This window comes from Dermatophilaceae bacterium Sec6.4, assembly GCA_039636865.1.
Lineage (GTDB): Bacteria > Actinomycetota > Actinomycetes > Actinomycetales > Dermatophilaceae > Allobranchiibius.
Genome location: CP144172.1, coordinates 1,272,668 through 1,292,085, shown reverse-complemented (window position 1 = coordinate 1,292,085; position 19,418 = coordinate 1,272,668). Strand labels below are relative to the sequence as shown.

The following is a 19,418-nucleotide window of genomic DNA, read 5'->3' as shown; positions in this document are numbered from 1 at the left end:
CTTCCGTTGTCGCTGACCGCGAGGGTACCGGCCGTCTGCACGCCGGAGGCAGGACGAACCGTGGCCCGCCCTGCCTCCGAACGATCAACCGTGGTGCCCGCTCAGCTGGTGGGCTGGCTCGGCGACGTGATCTTGATCGTGCCGGCAGCGATGTCAGCAGTGATCTTGGTCAGCTCGGCCTTCAACGCCGCCGACTGGCTGTCGTTGTTGTCGACCAGTCCGACACCCTGGTTGGCCAGCGTGCCGATGTAGTTGCCCTTCGGGTAGGTGCCGTCGGCAGCCTTCGCCAGGTAGGCCTGCACGCCACCGGACAAGTTCTTGGTCACGCTGCCGACCATGAACTTGCAGTACTGCGCAGCGCTCTCGCAACCGTCCGTGTCGACCCAGATGATCTTCAACTTGCCGCCGGATGCCTGTGCTGCCGCACCGGCACCGAGGCCTGATCCGCCGGCCACCGGGAAGATGATGTCAGCACCCTGGCTGGCCATCGACTGACTGACCGACTTGCCCTTGTTCTGGTCGGTGAAGCTGGCCGAGAAGGTGCCCTTCTTGGTCTTCTCGTTCCAACCGAGGACCTTGACCGACTTGGACTTGGTCTTGTTGAAGTACTGCACGCCCTCCCAGAAACCGTCCATGTAGATGGTCACGGGGGGGATCGACAGACCGCCCCAGGTTCCGACTGTGCCGGACTTGGTCATGCTGGCCGCGAGGTACCCGCCCAGGAAGCCGGCCTGTGCGGTGTTGTACTGGATGCCGTACAAGTTGGCGCCGGTGCCCGGGGCGTCGACCTCGGCGAAGTTCACCTTCGGATTCGCGGCGGCGGCTGTCTTCATCGCGTCCGCCATGAGGCCACCGACGCCGATGACCGCATTACAGCCGCCGGCCGCGGCCTTGGTCAGGTTAGGGGTGTAGTCCGCACCGGAGTTGCTCGGCACGTACCTGATCGAGATGTTCGGGTTCTTGCTCTTTGCGGCCTTCATACCGTCGTAGGAGCCCTGGTTGAACGAACGGTCGTCCACCCCACCGGTGTCCAACACCATGCACGCGCTGATCTTCTTGCCGGAGGCCTTGGCCGGTGCGGTGGAGCCGGTACCGGTGCCGGAGCCGGACGCGGTACCACCGGCTGAGGGCTTGCTGCCGCAACCTGACAGGGCCAGGGAACCGAGGGCGGCCACAGCCGCGATCTTCATCACCGAACGCACAGAGAACTCCTTGAAGGTAGGCGGGCACATCGACGTTTCGCGGCGCTGGTGGGCCACCGTCGGGCGGGTGCGGATCGGGTCAGCGTAGCGACCATCCCGGCGCCTTGCACCCTCAGGCGCAGACCGTTACCAAACGGTTGTGCAGCAGCTTCAGGGCGCGGTCGGTGCCAGCACGTCGGGCTGCAGGAGACAGGTCGCAGCGAGCAGAGAGACACCCACGGTGATGGCCCGTTCGTCGACGACCAGATTGCCCTGGTGTAGTTCGTAGGTCGGTCCGCCGGGTGTGCGTGTACCGAGACGACCCATCGCGCCGGGCGCCTCCACGAGCATCCAACTGAAGTCCTCACCGCCCAGCGACTGCTTCGTCGTGACCACCGCCTCCGGCCCGACGACCGCGCGACACGCGGTCGTCAGCGCCTCGACTGCAGCTGCGTCGTTGACGACCGGTGGCACTCCCCTGGTGTATTCGATCTCGGCCGTGACACCGTAGGGCGCGACGACTTCGTGGACCAGGGTCTGTACGAGATCACCTGCCTCCTGCCACGCGTCGATGTCGAGCATCCGCAGGGTGCCGACGCACTCCCCCATCGCCGGAATCACATTGGCGGCGTTTCCCGCGACGACGCTGCCCCACACCAGCGCGCCGCCCACCCGTGGATCGAGCCTGCGCGACAGTGCTCCGGGCACATCGGTCACGACCTTGGCGAGCGCGTAGGTGAGATCTCCGGTCAGGTGCGGACGGCTGGTGTGTCCGCCCTTGCCCGACAACCGAACCCGGATCGCATCGCAGGCAGCCGTGATGGCGCCGACTTTGAGCCCGACGGTGCCCACGTCGATGCTGGGGTCGCAGTGCAGGGCGAAGACCTGATCGACGCCCTCCAGCGCGTGCTCTTTGACGGCCGTGTGGGCGCCGCCCGGCACGATCTCCTCCGCCGGCTGGAACACCAGCCGCACGGCGGTGTCCCGGTCGATGAGATGTTGCTCGAACGTCTTCAGCACGAGCCCGGCCCCCAGCACGACGGTGGTGTGCACATCGTGCCCGCAGGCGTGGGCGATGCCTTCGTTGACGGAGCTGAACTCCAACCCGGTGCGCTCGGCGACCGGCAGGGCGTCCAGGTCGGCCCGCAACGCAATGCGGTGGGACGGATTGCGCGCACCGATCTCGGCGGTGAGCCCCGTGCCGTGGAACGTGTTGACCTCGATACCGGCCGACTGCAGGGCCTCGATCACCGCGGCCGTCGTACGAACCTCGTTGTAGCCCAGCTCGGGATGAGTGTGCAGGTCACGCCGGAATCGGACCAACTCGGGGAGGGCATTCGCAACCGTCGCTGAGATCAGCTCGGGAAGCTCGGACACGGTGCTGCGAGTGGGAAGGGTGCTCACAATCTACTGATGCTAATCGCCGAACCTGCAGATGGTGCGGGCCCCGCCGCATCAGGCCGTTGCCGCGGGGCCGGACGGAACGGAGTAGGTCACCACCACGCGGACCCCGACAATGCGGCTCAAGGTCCGCTCCATGAGGTGGCGACCCGCCCGACCCGACACCGGATCCTTGAGTTGGGGGTCATCGGTACGCACCGAAAGATACTGACCCGAGTCCGGCCCGGTACCGACCAGCCGGTACTTTTTCCAGTCGCGATCGGTCAATCGGTTCTGCGCCGCGAGTAGCTCCTTCTCGCTATAGGGCACCTTGATGAGATGCACCGACACTCCAGCGGATTCAGGCTGTGCCGCACGGGCGCGCGCGATGATCGCCGCGCCGTCCGCCAGATCGGTGACCCTTAGCGTCAGCACCGTCTGCGAGCGGTCGACACTCATCAGTGCATAGCTGCGCGAGTAGCTGTCGCGGCCCACCTGCGTCATTGCTCCGGCCAGGTCGTAGGTGACGGAGTGATCGGGACCGCCTGGCTGACCGGGTAGGGGTGACGTGGAGCTCGGCGGTGCGACCGTCGATGTCCTCGGGCTGGTGCCGGTCGCGCCGGGGGAAGTCTGCGATCCGCATCCCACGACCAAAGTCAGCGAGGCCATGACCAGCGACCAGCGGCCCGCCCGGGGAAATCCGGATGGCATCAGCCGTTCGCCGCCTGGGCCGGAAGGGAGTAGGTCACGATTACCCGCACCCCCACGGCGCGCGTCAGGATGCTCGCGAGTCGCTCACGTCCGACGCGTCCGCCCGGCCCCTTCAACGATGGGTCAGAGGAACCGACGTCGACATAGTCGCCCGCACCGGATCCCACGCTGACCAGTTCGTATTTCTTCCAGTAAGTAGGCGAGACCGCGTTCTGAGCGGCCTGCAACTGCGCTTCGGTGTAGGTCACTTTGACCAGAGTCACCGCGACCCTTGACCACTGCGGATGCCCGGCGCGCGTGGAACTGATGAGCGCTCGGGCATTGGCGAGGTCCGTCATCGCCAGAATCACGCCGTGATGGGGAGGCGCGAAGCTGAGCGATCCAAAAGTATTCACATAGCGGGCGTGAGCGGCCACATCGAGTGCTCGGATCAGGTCGTAGGTAGCCTGATCGAACGTCGGCGTCAGTAGCTGTGTCGTTGGCGTCTTAGGCGTCGAGACACTTGGCTTCGGGGCACTCGGGGTCGAGATCGTGACAGATTGTGATGCTGGCGGACTGGTGCTGTCGCCACCTGGTGCGATCTGCGACCCGCATCCCGCGATCAGCACTGAAACCGCGATGGCAGCGGTCACCACACGTTGCCTTGCCCACCGCGACTGTCTACTCATTGTCATTCCCTCCCCTGCCAAGGAAACAACACATCACAGTTCGCTGCCATCCGAAGTCCGACTCTGGGGACCGAATCGTTACCGGGCTGCGGGCCTGACCACCACCACGAGCAGCGGCGCAGGACCGTTGTCCGCTCGTTCTTCGAAGATTTCGGTCGCCATCGACCGCACCGCATCCGACACATCGCGTTCCCCCGACCAGATCACCAGCGTGCCGGGCCGGTGTTGTACGTCGGACAACGCATCCGCGAGCGCGTCCCAGTTGCGCCCGAACCACCCCGGCAGCTCGAACGCGCGGCTGCATTGGGCAAACAAATCGTCCCGATCGCCGCTGGTATCCAACTGCACGACGTGCCATCCGGCCCCGCTGCCGGCTGCAGCCGCATCAGCAACATCGAGAGGTAGCTCGCGAACCCCCGGTCGGCGCCGCTCCAGGTCGCCCACCAGCTCCCGCAGCGCTGCAGCGCGCGGGGACTCGCTCATCGCACCACGAGGCGAAAGGTCTTGTAGTGATTGGCCGTGTAGTAGGCGGTCCGGTCTGCTCCGAGGACAATCCGTCGCGGACCACGGTCGCCCGCACCCGGGGTCAGAACCGTGAACTCGTGGTAGTAGCCGCGGGACCGGACCGGTAGCGCCCCGTTGCGGTTCTGATAGACGGAGTTGTCCTGTCGGTAGGGGTAGGGCCCACCCTTGTCGGTCAACCGCAAGGTCGCGCGGGCACCGCTGGGCAGATCCGCATAGGTAACCGTCTCCAGGGGCGATTTCGCCGTGCTGCCGGTGCTCGAGGTCACCGCGCGTTTCTCGTAGGTGCGCGATGCCGTCGGCCCGGCCTGCACACGCGGATGCGATGCCTCTCGCGCGATCCAGCCGATCAGTAACGCCACCAGCAGCAGCCCCAGCACGATCGGGACGAACCGGCGGCGCAGTACGCGAAACGGCCCGAGCAAATCGTCCATCAGAAGAATTCACGCGGGACGTACGTGCCCCATACGTCACGCAACGCGTTGCTCACTTCCCCACCGGTGGCACGCGCGGCGAGCGCGTCACGCATCGGCAGCAGCATGTTGGTACTGCCCTGCGCCGCAACCCGCAGGGCCTGCAATGCCCGGTCGACCACAGCGTTGTCGCGCTCTGCGCGCAAGATCGCCAGTCGCTCGCACTGATCAGCCTCGATCGCGGGGTTGACGCGCAACGGCTCGTAGGGCTCCTCGGTGGCGGTGCGGAACTTGTTCAGCCCCACCACGACCCGCTCTCCACTGTCGATCTCCAAAGCCGTGGAGTACGCCGTGCGCTCGATCTCCGATTTCTGGAAACCCTCCTCGATCGCCCGCACAGCACCGCCCTTGTCCTCCACCTGCTGGATCAGCGCGAGCGCCGCCTCCTCCACGTCGTCGGTCATCGACTCCATCAGATAGGACCCCGCGAAGGGATCGACGGTCTTGGTCACGTCGCTCTCGTAGGCGATCACCTGCTGGGTACGCAGCGCGAGCCGCGCGGCCTTTGCCGTCGGCAGCGCGATCGCCTCGTCGAAGGAGTTGGTGTGCAACGACTGGGTGCCACCGAGTACCGCACCCAGGCCCTGGAGGGCAACACGAACCATATTGACCTCGGGCTGCTGGGCGGTCAGCTGCACGCCGGCGGTCTGCGTGTGGAAGCGCAACATCAGCGACTTGGGGTTCTTCGCCCCGAACTCCTCGCGCATGATCCGGGCCCACATCCGACGCGCCGCGCGGAACTTCGCAATTTCTTCCAACAAGGTCGTGCGGGCCACGAAGAAGAAGGACAACCTCGGCGCGATGTCGTCGACCTCCAAGCCAGCGGCAATGGCGGCGCGCACATACTCCTTGGCGTTCGCGAGCGTGAACGCGATCTCCTGCACGGGCGTAGCGCCCGCTTCGGCCATGTGGTAACCACTGATCGAGATGGTGTTCCAACGCGGCATCTCACGCTGGCAGTAGGCGAAGATGTCACTGGTCAACCGCAACGACTCGGCCGGCGGGTAGATGTAGGTACCCCGCGCGATGTACTCCTTGAGCACGTCGTTCTGGATGGTGCCGGTCAACTTGTCGGCGCTGATGCCCTGGGCCTGAGCGGTCAACTGGTAGAGCAGCAGCAGGGTGCTGGCCGTGGCGTTGATCGTCATGCTGGTGCTGACCTCATCCAACGGGAGTCCGTCGAAGAGCAGCGCCATGTCGTCCAGGCTGTCGATGGCCACCCCGACCTTGCCGACCTCGCCGTGCGAGAGCTCGTGGTCGGAGTCGTACCCCATCTGGGTGGGCAGATCGAAGGCCACCGAGAGGCCGCCAGTGCCGTTGGCCACCAGCTCCTTGTACCGCTCGTTGGATTCGCCTGCGGTGCCGAATCCCGCATATTGCCGCATGGTCCACGGGCGGCCGGTGTACATGCTCGGATAGACACCCCGGGTGTACGGGTACTCCCCGGGCACGCCGAGGCTGTTCGCGGCGTCGAAGTCGGACAGTGCGGACGCGTCGTAGACCGGTTCGATGGGTAGTCCGGATTCGCTGATGGCCATGATGTGCCGAGGCTAGTGCAGTGCACAGAAGTCGGCGGGTGCGGAGGTGGGCCGCGCGCCTGTCGACATTGCGGACGGCGACCCGGCACGATCGGTGTCATGCGCGCCACGACTGCCTCTCGTTCCATCCTCGCCGCCGCGTGCGCCGTTCTCGTCACCGCGCTGACGGCCGGGTGCTCGGACGGGACTCGTGCTGCAGTCACAAGCACGAGCACCGTCGCATCCACCGGCAGCACGGCATCTTCGCCGGCATCCACGCCGCCCACAGGCCGGACCACGTCATCTCGCCCAGCTGCCCCGGCCAAGGGCACCCAGCGCATCACGATCGTCGAGGGCGGCGACGCCCTCCCCCAGGCCGTCATCATCGCCTCGGCGCACCGATTCGCGGGTGGGAACGGGTACGACTTCAAACCGATCTTCGCCGCGCTGAAGCCACTGGTCTCCGGAGCCGATCTCGCGATCTGCCAGATGGAGGGCACCCTCAGCCCCGATGACACCGACCTGACCAGCGACTCGATCCATCAGGGCATCGTGCATCACGGCCCACGGGAATTCGCGCGTGATCTGGCGTGGACCGGCTACGACGGTTGCTCCACGGCGAACAACCACACCTTCGACTGGGGCGTCAAGGGCGTGCGTGACACCCGTACGGTGCTGGCCGACTACGGGGTGCGGGCCGCCGGGCCTGGTCCCGATGCAGCCACCCCCGGTCAACCCACGATGTACGACGTCAAAGGCGTCAAGGTCGCGCAGCTCTCCTACAGCTACAACCTGACCAACGGTCCGGAGTACCCCAGCTCTGCCCCATGGCTGCAGGCCAACACCCTGCATTCACACACGGCCGACGGGATCATCGCGGATGCCCGGGCGGCACGGGCGGCAGGGGCTCAGATCGTGCTGGTGTCCATGCACTGGGGCCGGCAATTCGTCGTCGCGCCCAGCAACGAACAGACCACCTTTGCCACCGCATTACTGCAGTCCGGCGAGGTCGACCAGATCATCGGGAACCACCCTCACGTGGTGCAGGCCTGCGAACGCATCAACGGTCGGATCGTCAACTACGCCTTCGGGAACCAGGTTTCGGACCAGCGCGCCGGTTACCCACCGGCAACCTCCACCCACCCGGGCGCTCTCAGCAACGCTCAGAACGGGGTCGTCGGCAGGTTCACTTTCGAGCTGACCGGCGGCAAGGTCACGAAGGTGACCGAGCAGTACCAGGTGACCCGCACCGACATACCGGCCGGTTACGTCATCCGACTGGTCACCAAAACCTCCAATCCTCAGGCCTGGCAGGAAACCACGGCGCAGCTGACCGGCAGGGGTAACAGCTGCGGCCTGACGCCGTTGTCCTGACGCCCGGCTGTCTCAGCCGAGTGCGAGATTCAGGTTTCGCACCAACCCAGGCCCGGAATAGACGAATCCCGTGTAGACCTGCAGCAGGCTGGCCCCCGCATCGATCAGCGCCTTACCGTCGTCGACCGACATGATTCCGCCCACCCCGATGACCGGCAGTGAGGTGTGTTGCGTCACGTAGCGCACGATCTTGCGACTGCGCCGCGTCAGGGGTGACCCGGACAGACCGCCGGACTCATCCACGAGCGCGAGGTCCGCGCCTCGCAGACCGTCGCGGCTCAACGTGGTGTTGGTGGCGATGATGCCGGCCACGTCAGCGTGGCCGGCTACTTCCAAGATGTCATCGAGGGCACTGCCGGTCAGGTCCGGCGCGATCTTGAGGAAGATCGGGACCTCGCGGTGCTTTCCCCCGGCGGCCAGCTGGGCTGCTTCCTGGACCAGGGTCGCGAGCAGCTCGCCCAGCGGCTCCTTACTCTGCAGACCCCGCAGTCCAGCGGTATTGGGACTGGAGACATTGACCGCGATGTAGTCGGCGTACCCGTCCAGCGCGCGCAGGCAGATGAGGTAGTCCTCCAGTGCCTTGTCCATCGGCGTGGACGCGTTCTTGCCGATACTGACGCCGACGGGGATGCCGACCCCGCCGGCCCGGTGGCGCGCCATGCCGATCCGGGTTGCCAGTTGTTCGACTCCGTCGTTGTTGAAGCCCATCCGGTTGATGATGCCGCCGCTGTCCACCACCCGAAAGAGGCGCGGGCGACCATTGCCCGGTTGTTCGCGCGGCGTGACGGTCCCCAACTCCACATGCGAAAAGCCCAACGCCGACCAGCCCGCGAGCGCGACGCCGTCCTTGTCCACGCCTGCTGCCAACCCGACCCGACCGGGGAATTCGATTCCAGCGACCGTGACGATCTGTGTCGGAACGGTGCACACCTTGCGCACAACGCCGAGCGCCCGCGGATTGCGGGCCAGCGAGGCGAGGCGCTGCAGCGTCTGGTGGTGGGCCTGCTCGGGGTCACCGTCATGCGCCCGGAACAGCAGCGGCCGGACCACCCTCGAGTAGCCGGCTTCCATCGTCTTGCCGCGCAGGTCCACGAGGTCAGCCTACGAATCGGCGGGTCAGCGCGCTCATCGGGCGGTCATCAGGTGAGATATTCGCGTCCGTCGAGTTTCAGCTGTTCGACGATCTTCTTCACGTCCTGCGCGCGATCTCTGGTCGTGACCAGCACCGCGTCCATCGTGTCGATGACCACGACGTCCTGGATACCCAGTGCGACGACCGTCCGTCCGGAACCGGGCGCCACTACTCCGGTGGCGTCCTTCATCACGACCAGCTGCGACTCGCCCAGCACCTTCACGCCCGGCTCGTCATGCCGGTCCATCAGCAAGGTGGCCAGCGACGCGAAGTCGCCGACATCGTCCCAGCCGAACGTCGCCGGAATGACCGCTACCCGGCCGTCGACCGACGCTGGCTCGGCAATGGCGTTGTCGATCGTGATCTTCGTCAACCGCGGCCACAGCTCGGCCAACCGGATCGGCCGGGCAGCAATTTCGCGCAGGTATTCCGCCAGCCGGGGCTGATAGTGGGCGATCATGTCCATCAGCACGCTGGCCTGCACCACGAACATGCCGGCGTTCCAGGAGTAGCGTCCACTGGCCAGGTACTCCTCGGCCATCGGCCCATCGGGCTTCTCCACGAACGCCGTCACGGCGCGGGCCCTGGGCGCACCCAACACGCTGAGCTCATCGCCTATTTCGATGTAGCCGAACCCGGTGGCCGGGTGATCCGGCTCGATGCCGATGGTCACCAGTTTGCCGGTGCGGGCTACGTTCACTGCCTCCGTCACGCACTCGCTGAATGCGAGCACATCATTGATCACGTGATCCGCAGCGAACGATCCGAGGATCGCCTCGGGGTCACGCTGCTCGAGCAGCGCTGCAGCAAGTCCGATCGCCGGAAGAGACTCCCGACGAGACGGCTCGACCAACAGGTTGTCGATACCGAGCAACGGAAGTTGCTCGCGCACCGCGTCCACGTGCGGCACCCCGGTCACGACCATCATCCGGTCCTCGCACAACGGGTGCAGCCGGTCGAAGGTCCCTTGCAGCAGGGACTGGCCCGCGCCCGTCAGGTCATGCAGGAACTTGGGTGACGATTCGCGTGACAGTGGCCATAACCGGGTCCCCGACCCGCCCGCCGGAATCACCGCCCAGAAGTCAGGAATGGCGGTGGGCATCAGAGGTTCGGACATACCCAAACGCTAACGCAACAAGATGGTCGGAATGGCCAGCCGATCGAGGGCTTTACTGCCGTCGGGTACGACCAATCAGGCCAAATCTGTCGGGCCACTCATTTGTGCGCCCGAGGCACGTCCAGGCAGACCCGCGCTTCTCGGCCGAACCCTCATCTACCTGGTGGGCAGATCGTGTCCACGGTGAAGGAGACGGTGAGAATGGAGATGAACTGCCATCCACCGCGACTGTTGTAGGACGAGTAGGTAAGGGTAGAACCGGAAGGGAAACCGTTGTTGAACTGGAATTCATCCGTGAAGTAACTGCCGTTGCCCTGCGTGGCCGCGCGGCCACTTTGGCGCCTGTAGGGGTCACTGGCCGTACCCGATCCGGCAAGAGGACTGCCCACCGAAAGGCCCGTGGAGACAACGCCAGTCGCGGGGACACTAAATGAGACGCCGTCCCAGTATGAGTCACGGAGCGCGTCATCGACAGAACTGATATCGAAGACTTTGATGGCGGCGGTCCCGGGTTTGAAGGATGACCACGGGCCTGAGCTTGTCGAGCTGTTCTCGAACGTCAGTGTCATCGTCTGAGAAGGGGAAGCATACGACGGGGACTGACCCGAACCACTCTGGCGACCGCGCTGATTCATCACCAACGTATTCCCGCCTGGGCCGAAACCGGTAAAGATTCGGTCATTGGAGCCGTCATTGGCTGGTGCGCCGTTGATGCCAGAGTTACCGAGCATCATGTTGTAGGACATCTGCGTGGTCTGCGGCCCTTGCCCTGACGGGTTCATGAATACCGTGTCGCTGGTCCCTGCCGTTACTGCCGTAATCCGGTAGTAGGTCGTCTGGCCTTTGGAATCCTTTGCATTGAGAAAGAACTGCTGCCCGATGCGCACCCCGTTCGCGTCGTAGACCGCCGAGTTAGTGCCTGAATTCGGGTCGACAATAATCTTCTCGGATTGGCAACCTGAGGCTGCAAACGCTGGAACAGTCGAACCCACGGCAATGACCGGCAAGCTCCAGGCCGCCCCCTTTGCGATCGTGCGGCGCGACAGGAGACGAGTCCCGGTCGGTACGGAAGTGGGCTCGTGAATATCCATAGTGATCCTTCTGGGTACAAGGACTTCCTCCGGAATACGCACGGCGCAACAGCATTGCGGCGAGGAGGAAATCGCGTTCGATGTTCAACCAGACAGAACCTTACCGCAGCTTGACCCAAAACTGACTGAAATCAGAGAATTTACAAACCTCCCATTACACCCCCAGGCCCCACCCAAAAAATCGGCCCGACCTCTCGTTGAGGTCGGGCCGATTTTCGCTGTTGGTCGCTGTCAGCGTGAGGTCTTCTTGGCCTTGCGGAAGTCGTGATTCAACTGGTTGATGACGTCCAGCGGGATCTCCTTGGGGCACGCGGCTGCGCACTCACCGATGTTGGTGCAGCCGCCGAAGCCCTCGGCGTCATGCTGGTTGATCATCGACACCACGCGTGAGTCGCGCTCGGGCTGACCCTGCGGCAACTCACCCAGGTGGGACACCTTCGCACCCATGAAGAGCATGCCGGAGGCGTTCGGGCAGGCAGCCACGCAGGCACCGCACCCGATGCACGTTGCCGTGTCGAACGCGCGGTCGGCGTTGACCTTGGGCACCGGCACCGAGTGGGCTTCCGGAGCCGCTCCGGTGTTGACCGAGATGTAGCCACCGGACTGGATGATCCGATCGAATGCCGACCGGTCGACGATCAAATCCTTCACAATCGGGAACGCCGATGCGCGCCACGGCTCGATGGTGATCGTCTCGCCGTCACTGAATGACCTCATGTGCAACTGGCAGGTCGTGGTGACCTCGGGGCCATGTGCGTAACCCGAGATCATCAGACCGCAGCTTCCGCAGATGCCCTCGCGACAGTCGGAGTCGAACGCGATCGGCTCTTCCCCGCTCAGCATCAGGTCTTCGTTGAGTACGTCGAGCATCTCCAGGAACGACATGTCGACTGACACATCGCTCACGTCGTGCGTGGAAAATCGACCCTCGACCTCCGGGCCGGCCTGTCGCCAAATTTTCAAAGTCAGGTTCATATTATTTGTAGCTCCGTTGCTTCAACTGGATGAAGTTGTAGACCAGGTCTTCTTTGTGCAGGGTCGGCGTGAACGCCTCACCTTCGCTATCGGGTTGGGCTTCGAAGCCCCACGCTGCGACATAAGCGAATTCTTTGTCATCGCGCAGTGCCTCACCTTCCTCGGTCTGGGATTCGACACGGAAGTGGCAGCCGCACGACTCACGCCGGTGCAGTGCGTCGATGCACATCAACTCGCCGAGTTCGAGGAAGTCAGCGACCCGCCCTGCCTTCTCCAAGGACTGGTTCAGGGTGTCGGCACTGCCGAGCACCTTCACGTTGCGCCAGAACTCCGCGCGCAGCGAGCGGACCAGGTCGACGGCCTTGTTCAGCCCTTCCTCCGAGCGCTCCATACCGCAGTATTCCCACATAATCTGCCCGAGTTCGCGGTGGAAGGAATCGACGGTGCGGTCACCGTTGATCGACATCAGCTTGTCGATCCGACTGGTGACCTGCTCGCGCGCCTCGACGACCGCGGGGTGGTCTTGCGCCACCGGCTCGAAGGGACCCTTCGCCAGGTAGTCGCGAATCGTGTTCGGCAGCACGAAGTACCCATCCGCCAGACACTGCATGAGCGATGACGCACCCAGCCGGTTGGCACCGTGGTCGGAGAAGTTCGCCTCTCCGGCCGCGAACAGCCCCGGGATCGTGGTCTCGAGGCCGTAGTCGACCCAGAGTCCGCCCATCGTGTAGTGCACCGCCGGGTAGATCCGCATGGGCACCTCGTACGGCGACTCACCGGTGATCCGCTCGTACATGTCGAAGAGGTTGCCGTACTTCGCGGTCACCTGCGCCCGGCCGAGGCGCTGGATGGCTTCGGCGAAGTCGAGATAGACACCACGGCGGAAGTCCCCGACCTTCGGACCGACACCACGGCCGTCATCGCAGACCACCTTCGCCTGCCGACTGCCGATGTCGCGGGGGACCAGGTTTCCGAACGCGGGATATTTGCGCTCGAGGTAGTAGTCGCGGTCCTCCTCGGCTATCTCGCGCGGGTTCTTGTCGCAGTCGTCGCGGTTCTTCGGCACCCAGATACGGCCGTCGTTGCGCAGCGACTCGCTCATCAGGGTCAGCTTCGACTGGTAATCGCCGGAGACCGGGATACAGGTCGGGTGGATCTGCGTGTAGCACGGGTTCGCGAAGTAGGCGCCCTTACGGTGCGCGCGCCACGTCGCGGTGGTGTTGCAGCCCATCGCGTTGGTTGACAGGAAGAAGACGTTGCCGTAACCACCGGAAGCGAGCACCACGACATCTGCCAGGTGGGTTTCGATCTCCCCGGTCACCAGGTCGCGAGCAATGATGCCGCGTGCCTTGCCGTCCACGATGACGACCTCGAGCATCTCGTGGCGGGTGAACGCCTCCACTGTGCCGGCTGCGATCTGCCGCTCCATGGCCTGGTAGGCACCGATCAACAGCTGCTGACCGGTCTGGCCACGAGCGTAGAAGGTGCGGGCCACCTGCACACCACCGAAGGAGCGGTTATCCAGCAGACCGCCGTATTCACGAGCGAACGGCACACCCTGCGCGACACACTGGTCGATGATGTTCGTGCTGACCTCGGCCAGCCGGTAGGAGTTGGATTCCCGCGAGCGGTAGTCCCCACCCTTGACCGTGTCGTAGAAGAGTCGGTAGACCGAGTCGCCGTCGTCGGCGTAGTTCTTGGCGGCGTTGATACCACCCTGCGCCGCGATCGAGTGCGCTCGACGCGGGCTGTCCTGGTAGCAGAAGGATTTCACGTGGTAACCGGCCTCACCCAGCGTCGCCGCTGCAGCACCGCCCGCCAGCCCGGTGCCCACGATGATCACCGAGAGCTTGCGCCGGTTGGAGGGATTGACCAGTTTGTTCTCGAATTTCGCCTCCGTCCACATCTTGTCGATCGGCCCGTCCGGACACTTGGTGTCGACGATGGGGTCGCCTTCGCGATACAGGTCATTGATGAGATCAGACATCTGCAGCCCTTACTTGATGACGCCGAAGAGAATGAACAGGGGCGGGAGAATGAAGCCCACGGCGACGATTGCGCCGATGGCCAGACCGCCGATTTTCCAGCGGTGACGTGCGGCTGGTGAGTCAGCAAACCCGAGAGTCTGCGAAGCACTCCAGATGCCGTGGTGCAGGTGCATCAGCAATGCGCCCATCGCCAGCAGATAGATGAGCGTCAGCCACCACACCTTGAACGACTGCGTGACCAGCTTGAACGGATCTTCAGTGATGTTGGCTCCCTGACCGCCGGAGCCCACATTGATCTTGAACAGCGAGAACTCGATCAGGTGCCAGATGATGAACAGCAGCAGCGCGACGCCACCCCAGCGCATCCACTTCGAGGAGACGGTCGCGACCCGCGAGTTCCTGATGGCGTAGTTCTGCGGTCGCGCGGCCTTGGCGCGCTTCCACAGGGTGATCGCGCAGTAGATGTGCACGATCACGCTCACACCCAGGACGACTTCAGCGATGGTGAGCAGTCCGTGCCTGGGCAACTCCGGCGTCCCGAGTGTCCGCAGACCTGCGGCGTACTCGTTGTACGCGTCGTGACCCTGGAAGAGTTTGAGGTTCCCATACATATGCGCGAGCACGAACAGCACGAAGATCGTGCCGGTGACCGCCATCAAAATCTTTAGGAAGACGCTGCTGCCGGTCTTCCCCGTGCGCCGGTCGGGGAGCGTAGAAGTTGCCACCATGTGAGATTACTGCCCGGTTGCTGTGGGTCAGCGGTTAGGTGCGCCTCACCTACTACAAAGTGGCCTGCGCCGGGCGAACTGATCAGTCCGACGGCCCGAATTCGAAGTGGTCGACTGCCCGCCAGACACCGTCGCTGCCGTGCTCGTAGAGCTCGAAACCCACAACCTCGAAGGAGGCCTCGAAGTCTGCGAGCTGCGCCATCGCGTCGTCCAGTCCCCGCGCGGAGACATCGTGGGCAATCGTCACGTGCGGGTGATAGGGGAACTGAAGCGTTCTCGTGACCGGCCCGGCACGCACGTCCGCCTCGATCTGCGCGCATTCCTCACCGCCCTGCGTGAGCGCGACAAAGACCACGTCGGACGTCGGACGAAAGCTTCCGGTGCTGCACAGGGTCATCCGAAATGCCGAATGGCGCGCTGCCACTGCGAGTAGATATTCGCGCAGGGCTTCCCGGTCCACATCGGAGCACGGGGTGGGCGGCAGCAACGTGACGTGCGGGGGCACGCTGTCCGCTTGCAGGTCACCCGCGCGGCGGCGTGCCTCGCGCAGCTGCCCGTCCCACGGCTGCGGAACTGCAAGCGAGATGCCGATGGTCTGAATCACCTCAGACCTGCGCCAAGAAGCCGACCGCCTCGTAGGCACGGGCCAACACCGGCCCTGCGACCTCGCGTGCCCGCCGAGCACCGTTCGCGAGTATCAAATCCAGTTCGGCCGGGTCGGCCAGTAATTCCTGCACCCGGGCACGGAACGGCGCCTGGAGGTCAACGACCAAGTCGGCCACGTCACCCTTCAACGCCCCGTACCTGTTCTCCCCCGGGTACCGGTTCACGAGCGTGTCGATATCGTCGCCGGACAGCGCCGCATGGATACGTAATAAGTTCGCGATACCGGGCTTGGCCTCGGCGTCGAATCGCACCGCGTTGTCGGTGTCGGTGATGGCGGCCTTGAGCTTCTTGACGTTCGCCTTGGGCTCATCGAGCATCCAGAGACTGCCGTTCTGGTTCTGCGCGGATTTGCTCATCTTCGAGGTGGGTTCCACCAGGCTCATGATCTTCGCCGAACCAGCCGGTATGCGGGCCTGCGGAACCACGAATGTCTCGCCGAAGCGCGCATTGAACCGCTGAGCCAGGTTGCGGGTCAGCTCCAGGTGCTGGCGCTGATCCTCGCCCACAGGCACCGCCGTCGCGTCGTAGAGCAGTACATCGGCAGCCATCAGCATCGGGTAGGTGAACAACCCCACGTTGGAGGACTCGGCACCACCCCTGGCCGACTTGTCCTTGAACTGGGTCATCCGCGATGCCTCACCGAAGCCGGTCAGACAGTTGAGTACCCAGGCGAGTTGCGAGTGTTCCGGCACATGGGACTGGACGAAAACCGCTGACTGGGCCGGGTCGATGCCACCGGCGATGTACTGCGCGGCGGTGACCCTGGTACGACGCAGCAACTCCGCCGGCGACATGGGAGTGCCGGTGAGGGCGTGCTGATCAACCACACAGAAGAATGCGTCGTAGTCGGCCTGCATCGTCTGCCAGTTGACCAACGCCCCGAGATAGTTCCCCAGATGCAGTGAATCGTGCGTGGGCTGCATCCCGGACAGGATGCGTGGCCGGGTCGGCGCTTGGAAAGCCATGGGCGTCATTGTGCCAAGGCTGACCGCACTCGATGACCAACCTCGCGGGTAGAGTCCGGCAGGCAGGGCAGCGCAAGGAGGTCAATCGTGCTCGCGCGCCAACGACAGGAAGTAATCCTCACCACCGTCGAGCGGGACGGTGGTGCGCGAGTCTCTGACCTCGTCCACGAGTTCGGTGTCAGCGATATGACGATCCGCCGTGATATCGAGGCCCTCGCCGAGAAGGGACTTGTGCATCGCGTCCATGGCGGTGCAACCCTCGCCGACCGCAGCATCGACGAGCCCGGCTTCAGCGTGAAGTCGGAGATGAATCCGGTCCAGAAGTCCCAGATCGCCCGCACGGCAGCGTCGTTGATCCCGCCGGGAAGTTCCCTCGCGCTCTCTGCCGGCACCACGGCGTACGCCGTCGCAGTGGAGTTGCGGGCGATCCAGCACCTGACGGTCGTGACGAATTCTCCGCGCGCTGCGGAACTGCTGTACGACCCGACGCGCGATGACCAGCTCGTGGTGCTGACCGGCGGGGTGCGCACTCCGTCGGACGCGCTGGCCGGACCCGTGGCCAATGCGATGCTGGCCACCACCCACGTCGACACGCTGATCCTCGGTGTTCACGGGATCGACCTGGAAGCAGGGCTGACGACCCCGAACCTGCAGGAGGCCCAGACCAATCGGGCCCTCATCAAGTCGGCGAAGAAGATCATCGTGGTCGCCGACCACAGCAAATGGGGCATTATCGGCTTATCGACCATCGCGACGCTGGACCAGGTGCACACCCTGGTCACCGACGCAGAACTGGACGCCGAGGCCAGACGCGAATTGTCCGGTCACGACATCAACCTGATCGTCGCCGCCCGCACCACCCCCTGACCCCTCCCCCGAGTGGCATACCTATATTTCGAGTGCACCACTTATGAGTACGCCACTGGGACGTTACCTACGCCACTCGGCGGTGCCCAGGACGGCCACTGCGTCTCGTGTCCATTGCGAACGCCCGCTACCCGAAGTTTGCTGAGCATGGCGTTTGCATGGAGTGCCTCGTCCCAGGTCCATCGAACGACAGTCAGCCCGAGCGCGCGCAGCCGATCCTCGCGCAGCTTCTCCCGCCAGAGGTTTTCTGCGGCTTGCTCACTGGACTGAGATTGATCGACGGCATACTTGATCCGGCCGTCGAATTCCCCCACCACAGCCAGCTCCTCCCAGAACATATCTACCCGCCCGACGAAGCCTCGTGCATCAAAGATGTTGTCCTGTAGCGATGGCCGGGCAAAGCCGGCCTCCCACAAGCGCACCCGGCTCAGCGACTCTCCGGCGGATTCGCTGGCGGGGTCGGCCAACGCAACTGCCAGGCCCGCCTGCCGACGGCCCCGCCCACCGCGTGGCACCGTGTTCACCTGTGCAGATAACTCATCACAGGTCGCCAACCGCCGTCGAAGTACGTCGTCGAACACACTGACTGCGGATGCGAGCGACTGCACTCGGGCGAGGTCGACCGCAGTTCGTGCTGCGCCGGTGACACACAATCCGTGCAGCAGCTGTCCTGAGGGTAGATTCTGTGTCCGCCTTCTGATCACCCCTGGTGTGCGACCGGTTCTACCGTCGCTGACCAACACCTCCACTTTCGGCTCCGGGCGTCCGATCATCGGCAGGCCCCATACGCGTGCAGCAGTGCAGTGAGAGAACAAGCGCGCTGTCTCGCCGTCCTTCGCGATGGCGTGCGCTCGCACGAGCAGTTTCGCGTCGGAGGACAACCCTGCCCAGGCCGCCGCAGCGACGTACGACCCGCGTCGCACCTTTACCCATCTCGTCGCTGCGGTTTCTGCGCCCAGGTCGACCGGCCCAGGAACCGCATTCCTCAAGGCCACCGCGACGATCGGAACCGCATGGGCGGCAGCAGCGTCCGCCGAGCCGATAAGAGGGGCGAAAGACATCGGTGACGGACTGATGGTGCTTGAAGAGACCATGCGGCAGCGTGACATTTACGCAACGCACCGCCGCGAGTTATCCACAGCCGGATCGACAGGCATAGAGCGGCGTCGAGTGGCGTACTCCTAAGCAGTGGACTCGACGGTTTGGTATGCCACTCGGGGGATGGGCCGGGGGGGGGGAGTCAGGCGGGGGCGAGCTCGTCGATCATCGGGACAACGTCGTGAATGCCGTCCTTCACCCACGTGGGCACAAACGGGTGACGGCCCACCTGCTCGGCGCGGGTCGAGCCGGTGAGCACCAGGATGGTGCGCAACCCGGCCTCCAGTCCGCTGACGACGTCGGTATCCATCCGGTCCCCGATCATCACCGTCGTCTCCGAATGTGCGTCGATTCGGTTCAGCGCGCTGCGCATCATCAACGGGTTCGGCTTGCCGACGTAGTACGGCTCAACTCCGGTCGCCTTGGTGATCAACGCGGCAATCGCTCCGGTTGCGGGCATCAATCCGTCCGGTGAGGGCCCGGTCGCGTCCGGGTTGGTGGCGATGAACCGGGCGCCGTTGTCGATCAGGCGAATTGCCCGGGTGATGCTCTCGAACGAATAGGTTCGGGTCTCACCGAGCACCACGTAGTCGGGGTCGCGCTGGGACAGGATGAAGCCGATTTCGTGAAGCGCCGTCGTCAGGCCCGCCTCGCCCAGCACGTAGGCCGAACCGCCGCTGCGCTGGGTGTCCAGGAACTGCGCGGTCGCCATGGCGGACGTCCAGATCGATTCCTCGGGGACGTCGATACCACTGGAGAGCAGCCGGGCCCGCAAATCGCGGGGCGTGTAGATCGAGTTGTTGGTCAGTACCAGAAATCTGCGACCGGTCTGCTGCAACTTCGCAAGGAACTCGGCGGCACCGGGCAGCGCGTGCTCCTCATGGATGAGAACCCCGTCCATATCGGTCAGCCAGCATTCGACCGGTCTGCTGTGTGTCATGGCGCCATCCTTCCAGCCCACCGTC

General features: G+C 64.5%; 19 protein-coding genes. 2 read left to right on the top strand and 17 right to left on the bottom strand.

All coding sequences use genetic code 11. From position 1 onward, the window contains the following. Positions 1-101: 101 nt before the first annotated feature. From V3G39_06400 to V3G39_06370, 7 genes are all read right to left on the bottom strand, one after another. Positions 102-1,202, bottom strand: coding sequence for a BMP family ABC transporter substrate-binding protein (locus V3G39_06400; GenBank protein ID XAS77668.1), 1,101 nt, complete (start codon positions 1,200-1,202; stop codon positions 102-104). 150 nt (positions 1,203-1,352) lie between these two features. After that, entirely contained in the window at positions 1,353-2,585 is a 1,233-nt protein-coding gene (locus V3G39_06395; GenBank protein XAS77667.1) for an amidohydrolase, read from the bottom strand. Between the two features lie 51 nt (positions 2,586-2,636). Beyond that, the gene (locus V3G39_06390; protein XAS77666.1) at positions 2,637-3,272 is read right to left on the bottom strand and encodes a hypothetical protein; all 636 of its coding nucleotides are present in this window, start codon (positions 3,270-3,272) and stop codon (positions 2,637-2,639) included. Beyond that, a complete protein-coding gene (locus V3G39_06385) occupies positions 3,272-3,940 on the bottom strand; it encodes a hypothetical protein (GenBank protein XAS77665.1) in 669 nt (222 codons plus the stop codon). Before V3G39_06385 ends, V3G39_06390 begins: the two co-directional genes overlap by 1 nt. A 78-nt stretch (positions 3,941-4,018) precedes the next feature. Further along, on the bottom strand, positions 4,019-4,423 hold the full coding sequence (locus V3G39_06380; GenBank protein XAS77664.1) for a barstar family protein: 405 nt from the start codon (positions 4,421-4,423) through the stop codon (positions 4,019-4,021). After that, positions 4,420-4,896, bottom strand: a complete 477-nt coding sequence (locus V3G39_06375) for a ribonuclease domain-containing protein (GenBank protein XAS77663.1) — start codon at positions 4,894-4,896, stop codon at positions 4,420-4,422. Before V3G39_06375 ends, V3G39_06380 begins: the two co-directional genes overlap by 4 nt. Next, positions 4,896-6,473, bottom strand: a complete 1,578-nt coding sequence (locus V3G39_06370; GenBank protein ID XAS77662.1) for a methylmalonyl-CoA mutase family protein — start codon at positions 6,471-6,473, stop codon at positions 4,896-4,898. The genes V3G39_06375 and V3G39_06370 overlap by 1 nt, the downstream gene beginning before the upstream one ends. A gap of 99 nt (positions 6,474-6,572) precedes the next feature. Between V3G39_06370 and V3G39_06365 the strand changes: the two genes are divergently transcribed. After that, entirely contained in the window at positions 6,573-7,826 is a 1,254-nt protein-coding gene (locus V3G39_06365; GenBank protein XAS77661.1) for a CapA family protein, read from the top strand. A gap of 12 nt (positions 7,827-7,838) precedes the next feature. Here V3G39_06365 and V3G39_06360 read toward each other — a convergent pair whose 3' ends face one another. The 8 genes from V3G39_06360 to trpS all read right to left on the bottom strand — a co-directional run bounded on the left by V3G39_06360 (position 7,839) and on the right by trpS (position 16,497). Beyond that, positions 7,839-8,918, bottom strand: a complete 1,080-nt coding sequence (locus tag V3G39_06360; GenBank protein ID XAS77660.1) for a quinone-dependent dihydroorotate dehydrogenase — start codon at positions 8,916-8,918, stop codon at positions 7,839-7,841. A 47-nt stretch (positions 8,919-8,965) separates the two neighbouring features. Then, a complete protein-coding gene (locus tag V3G39_06355; protein ID XAS77659.1) occupies positions 8,966-10,075 on the bottom strand; it encodes a mannose-1-phosphate guanylyltransferase in 1,110 nt (369 codons plus the stop codon). A 152-nt stretch (positions 10,076-10,227) separates the two neighbouring features. Further along, positions 10,228-11,166, bottom strand: coding sequence for a hypothetical protein (locus V3G39_06350; protein ID XAS77658.1), 939 nt, complete (start codon positions 11,164-11,166; stop codon positions 10,228-10,230). Positions 11,167-11,397: 231 nt separating this feature from the next. Next, the gene (locus V3G39_06345; GenBank protein XAS77657.1) at positions 11,398-12,141 is read right to left on the bottom strand and encodes a succinate dehydrogenase/fumarate reductase iron-sulfur subunit; all 744 of its coding nucleotides are present in this window, start codon (positions 12,139-12,141) and stop codon (positions 11,398-11,400) included. A 1-nt stretch (position 12,142) separates the two neighbouring features. Further along, positions 12,143-14,128 carry a fumarate reductase/succinate dehydrogenase flavoprotein subunit gene (locus V3G39_06340; protein ID XAS77656.1) on the bottom strand — a complete coding sequence of 662 codons (1,986 nt, stop codon included), beginning with the start codon at positions 14,126-14,128 and terminating at the stop codon, positions 12,143-12,145. A gap of 9 nt (positions 14,129-14,137) precedes the next feature. Further along, entirely contained in the window at positions 14,138-14,857 is a 720-nt protein-coding gene (locus V3G39_06335) for a succinate dehydrogenase cytochrome b subunit (GenBank protein ID XAS77655.1), read from the bottom strand. 82 nt (positions 14,858-14,939) lie between these two features. Next, positions 14,940-15,461 carry a 2'-5' RNA ligase family protein gene (locus tag V3G39_06330; protein ID XAS77654.1) on the bottom strand — a complete coding sequence of 174 codons (522 nt, stop codon included), beginning with the start codon at positions 15,459-15,461 and terminating at the stop codon, positions 14,940-14,942. A gap of 1 nt (position 15,462) precedes the next feature. After that, positions 15,463-16,497 (bottom strand): tryptophan--tRNA ligase, encoded by a 1,035-nt coding sequence (gene trpS / locus V3G39_06325; protein ID XAS77653.1) that lies wholly within the window; start codon positions 16,495-16,497, stop codon positions 15,463-15,465. 78 nt (positions 16,498-16,575) lie between these two features. Between trpS and V3G39_06320 the strand changes: the two genes are divergently transcribed. Next, complete coding sequence (locus V3G39_06320) at positions 16,576-17,355, top strand: DeoR/GlpR family DNA-binding transcription regulator (protein XAS77652.1); 780 nt, start codon at positions 16,576-16,578, stop codon at positions 17,353-17,355. A gap of 41 nt (positions 17,356-17,396) precedes the next feature. Here the strand turns inward: V3G39_06320 and V3G39_06315 are convergent, their stop codons facing one another. Then, positions 17,397-18,416 carry a hypothetical protein gene (locus tag V3G39_06315; GenBank protein XAS77651.1) on the bottom strand — a complete coding sequence of 340 codons (1,020 nt, stop codon included), beginning with the start codon at positions 18,414-18,416 and terminating at the stop codon, positions 17,397-17,399. 179 nt (positions 18,417-18,595) lie between these two features. Next, positions 18,596-19,393, bottom strand: a complete 798-nt coding sequence (locus tag V3G39_06310) for an HAD-IIA family hydrolase (GenBank protein XAS77650.1) — start codon at positions 19,391-19,393, stop codon at positions 18,596-18,598. Between the last annotated feature and the right edge of the window lie 25 nt (positions 19,394-19,418).